Annotated in this window: 2 tRNA genes and 2 rRNA genes; all 4 read right to left on the bottom strand. The window is 51.3% G+C overall.

What is annotated here, in order from left to right:
- Positions 1 to 2,645 (bottom strand): 23S ribosomal RNA (locus NAI64_RS09005); the annotation flags it as partial.
- A 257-nt stretch (positions 2,646 to 2,902) separates the two neighbouring features.
- Positions 2,903 to 2,978 (bottom strand) — tRNA-Ala (locus NAI64_RS09000).
- Between the two features lie 10 nt (positions 2,979 to 2,988).
- A tRNA-Ile gene (locus NAI64_RS08995) sits at positions 2,989 to 3,065 on the bottom strand.
- Between the two features lie 98 nt (positions 3,066 to 3,163).
- Positions 3,164 to 4,694, bottom strand: a 16S ribosomal RNA gene (locus NAI64_RS08990).
- Positions 4,695 to 4,964: the final 270 nt, after the last annotated feature.

Here is a 4,964-nt window from a genome sequence, read left to right as displayed (position 1 = left end):
CTCCGGTCCTCTCGTACTAGGAGCAGCCCCTCTCAAACTTCCAACGCCCACGGCAGATAGGGACCAAACTGTCTCACGACGTTTTAAACCCAGCTCACGTACCACTTTAAATGGCGAACAGCCATACCCTTGGGACCGACTACAGCCCCAGGATGTGATGAGCCGACATCGAGGTGCCAAACTCCCCCGTCGATATGAACTCTTGGGAGGAATCAGCCTGTTATCCCCAGAGTACCTTTTATCCGTTGAGCGATGGCCCTTCCATTCAGAACCACCGGATCACTATGTCCTACTTTCGTACCTGCTCGACTTGTCGGTCTCGCAGTTAAGCACGCTTATGCCATTGCACTATCAGCACGATGTCCGACCGTACCTAGCGTACCTTCGAACTCCTCCGTTACGCTTTTGGAGGAGACCGCCCCAGTCAAACTGCCTACCATACACTGTCCCCAACCCGGATAACGGGCCAAGGTTAGAACCTCAAACAAACCAGGGTGGTATTTCAAGGTCGGCTCCACGCAAACTAGCGTCCACGCTTCAAAGCCTCCCACCTATCCTACACAGATTGGTTCAAAGTCCAATGTAAAGCTACAGTAAAGGTTCATGGGGTCTTTCCGTCTAGCCGCGGGTAGATTGCATCATCACAACCACTTCAACTTCGCTGAGTCTCGGGAGGAGACAGTGTGGCCATCGTTACGCCATTCGTGCAGGTCGGAACTTACCCGACAAGGAATTTCGCTACCTTAGGACCGTTATAGTTACGGCCGCCGTTTACTGGGACTTCAATCAAGAGCTCTCACCCCATCATTTAATCTTCCAGCACCGGGCAGGCGTCACACCCTATACGTCCACTTTCGTGTTTGCAGAGTGCTGTGTTTTTATTAAACAGTCGCAGCCACCTTTTTATTGCAACCCCTTCACCCTCCTGGCGCAGGCCAGTCAAGCTACAAGGGCGTACCTTATCCCGAAGTTACGGTACCAATTTGCCGAGTTCCTTCTCCCGAGTTCTCTCAAGCGCCTTAGAATACTCATCTCGCCCACCTGTGTCGGTTTGCGGTACGGTCTCGTTAGACTGAAGCTTAGAGGCTTTTCTTGGAACCACTTCCAATCACTTCGCGGCACAAGGCCACTCGTCTCAATCCCTTGGATTACGCTGCCGGATTTGCCTAGCAGCCTCCTTCGAATCAAGAACCGGGACTTCCAACACCCGGATGACTTTCCGCAATCCGTCCCCCCATCGCATCTAACGACGGTGCAGGAATATTAACCTGCTTCCCATCAGCTACGCATCTCTGCCTCGCCTTAGGGGCCGACTCACCCTGCTCCGATGAACGTTGAACAGGAAACCTTGGGCTTACGGCGTGGAGGCCTTTCACCTCCATTATCGCTACTCATGTCAGCATTCGCACTTCTGATACCTCCAGCATGCTTCTCAACACACCTTCTCAGGCTTACAGAACGCTCTCCTACCATATCCTTGCGGATATCCGCAGCTTCGGTGACTGGCTTAGCCCCGTTACATCTTCCGCGCAGGACGACTCGATCAGTGAGCTATTACGCTTTCTTTAAAGGATGGCTGCTTCTAAGCCAACCTCCTGACTGTTTTAGCCTTCCCACTTCGTTTTCCACTTAGCCAATCTTTGGGACCTTAGCTGGCGGTCTGGGTTGTTTCCCTCTTGACATCGGACGTTAGCACCCGGTGTCTGTCTCCCAGGCTCGCACTCACTAGTATTCGGAGTTTGCAATGGTTTGGTAAGTCGCGATGACCCCCTAGCCATAACAGTGCTCTACCCCTAGCGGTGATACCTGAGGCACTACCTAAATAGCTTTCGGAGAGAACCAGCTATCTCCAAGTTTGTTTAGCCTTTCACCCCTACCCACAGCTCATCCCCTAACTTTTCAACGTTAGTGGGTTCGGACCTCCAGTGCGTGTTACCGCACCTTCATCCTGGCCATGAGTAGATCACTTGGTTTCGGGTCTACACCCAGCGACTGGCGCCCTGTTCGGACTCGATTTCTCTTCGGCTCCCCTATTCGGTTAACCTCGCCACTGAATGTAAGTCGCTGACCCATTATACAAAAGGTACGCAGTCACCCATGCAAGCACGGGCTCCTACTGTTTGTATGCACACGGTTTCAGGTTCTGTTTCACTCCCCTCCCGGGGTTCTTTTCGCCTTTCCCTCACGGTACTGGTCCACTATCGGTCGATTACGAGTATTTAGCCTTGGAGGATGGTCCCCCCATCTTCAGACAGGATTCCACGTGTCCCGCCCTACTTGTCGCAAGCCCAGTCCTGTAAGTCGGATTTCGTGTACGGGGCTATCACCCTGTGTCGCCATCCTTTCCAGAATGTTCCACTATCTCGTCTCACTATCTCTTGCAGGCTCTTCCCATTTCGCTCGCCACTACTTTGGGAATCTCGGTTGATTTCTTTTCCTGTAGTTACTTAGATGTTTCAGTTCACTACGTTCGCTTCAATAACCTATGAATTCAGTTATTGATGACCCTAAGGCCGGGTTTCCCCATTCGGAAATCTGCGGATCAATGTTTGTTTGCCAACTCCCCGCAGCTTATCGCAAGCTTCTACGTCCTTCATCGCCTGTAATCGCCAAGGCATCCACCATGTGCACTTAGTCGCTTGTCTCTATAACTTTGACTTCTCTTTCGAGAATACGGTTATAAAGTTGAGTTTTTGCGTTGCCGTATCCAAAGCAATCTTTGAGATCACTTCTTTTACTTCTGATTGCAATCACTACCCTCCAATAATCTTCGGCTTCTTCTTTCAGATTATTGGTTTCTTCTTACTTCTTTCCAGATTGTTAAAGAACTTTTGCTACCTCAGGTCTCTAAAAGACCAGATCAAATCATTCTCTTTCAAAAATGCTTTGATCTGGCTTCTTCTGGTGGAGGTTGACGGGATCGAACCGACGACCCCCTGCTTGCAAAGCAGGTGCTCTCCCAGCTGAGCTAAACCCCCATCTCTCTTATGGTGGGTCTGGTTGGTCTCGAACCAACGACCCCCGCGTTATCAACACGGTGCTCTAACCAACTGAGCTACAGACCCTTCTGGATCAGTATCTCCGCTACCGCCTATACCGTCCTATCGTCCTTACCAAGCAACAGATGATAAGTGTGAACGCTTGCCTTGAGGCTTTTCTCTAGAAAGGAGGTGATCCAGCCGCACCTTCCGATACGGCTACCTTGTTACGACTTCACCCCAGTCACGAATCCTACCGTGGTAAGCGCCCTCCTTGCGGTTAAGCTACCTACTTCTGGTAAAACCCGCTCCCATGGTGTGACGGGCGGTGTGTACAAGACCCGGGAACGTATTCACCGCGACATGCTGATCCGCGATTACTAGCGATTCCATCTTCATGGAGTCGAGTTGCAGACTCCAATCCGGACTACGATGCACTTTCTGGGATTAGCTCCCCCTCTCGGGTTGGCAACCCTCTGTATGCACCATTGTATGACGTGTGAAGCCCTACCCATAAGGGCCATGAGGACTTGACGTCATCCCCACCTTCCTCCGGTTTGTCACCGGCAGTTTCATTAGAGTGCCCTTTCGTAGCAACTAATGACAAGGGTTGCGCTCGTTGCGGGACTTAACCCAACATCTCACGACACGAGCTGACGACAGCCATGCAGCACCTGTGTTCAGGTTCTCTTTCGAGCACCCCCGAATCTCTTCAGGGTTCCTGACATGTCAAGGGTAGGTAAGGTTTTTCGCGTTGCATCGAATTAATCCACATCATCCACCGCTTGTGCGGGTCCCCGTCAATTCCTTTGAGTTTTAATCTTGCGACCGTACTCCCCAGGCGGTCGACTTCACGCGTTAGCTGCGTTACTAAGTCAATTAAGACCCAACAACTAGTCGACATCGTTTAGGGCGTGGACTACCAGGGTATCTAATCCTGTTTGCTCCCCACGCTTTCGTGCATGAGCGTCAGTGTTATCCCAGGGGGCTGCCTTCGCCATCGGTATTCCTCCACATATCTACGCATTTCACTGCTACACGTGGAATTCTACCCCCCTCTGACACACTCTAGCCGTGCAGTCACAAATGCAATTCCCAGGTTAAGCCCGGGCATTTCACATCTGTCTTACACAACCGCCTGCGCACGCTTTACGCCCAGTAATTCCGATTAACGCTCGCACCCTACGTATTACCGCGGCTGCTGGCACGTAGTTAGCCGGTGCTTATTCTTCAGGTACCGTCATGAAACCAGGGTATTGGCCCGGTCCTTTTCTTCCCTGACAAAAGAGCTTTACAACCCGAAGGCCTTCTTCACTCACGCGGCATTGCTGGATCAGGGTTGCCCCCATTGTCCAAAATTCCCCACTGCTGCCTCCCGTAGGAGTCTGGGCCGTGTCTCAGTCCCAGTGTGGCTGATCGTCCTCTCAGACCAGCTACTGATCATCGCCTTGGTAGGCCTTTACCCCACCAACTAGCTAATCAGCTATCGGCCACTCCAGGAGCGTGAGGCCCGAAGGTCCCCCACTTTCATCCGTAGATCGTATGCGGTATTAGCCAATCTTTCGACTGGTTGTCCCCCACTCCTGGGCACGTTCCGATATATTACTCACCCGTTCGCCACTCGCCATCAGGGTTGCCCCCATGCTGCCGTTCGACTTGCATGTGTAAAGCATGCCGCCAGCGTTCAATCTGAGCCAGGATCAAACTCTTCAGTTCAATCTCTTGCTTTCGCACTTCAAGGTCACATCTCTGCAACCTCTCGCTCTCAAAATACTGACAAGGTTCTTCTTCCGAAGTCCTTACTTTCTTCTGCGAACGTTTGTCTACTTCTTCCTCTCAACAAACGTCCACACTTATCATCTGTCTCTTTTTTAAAGATCGTTTCGCTCTTCACTACACCTCAACCATCAATAAAGCGTTTTGTTTATCAACAGCTGAGAAACGAAATTATGCCCTTCTCTTCACTACCTGTCAAGAACTTTTTTA

Source organism: Oxalobacter paeniformigenes (assembly GCF_027158465.1).
Lineage (GTDB): Bacteria > Pseudomonadota > Gammaproteobacteria > Burkholderiales > Burkholderiaceae_D > Oxalobacter > Oxalobacter paeniformigenes.
The sequence above is the reverse complement of the archived record's forward strand: the minus strand, read 5'-3'. Positions and strand labels throughout refer to the sequence as shown.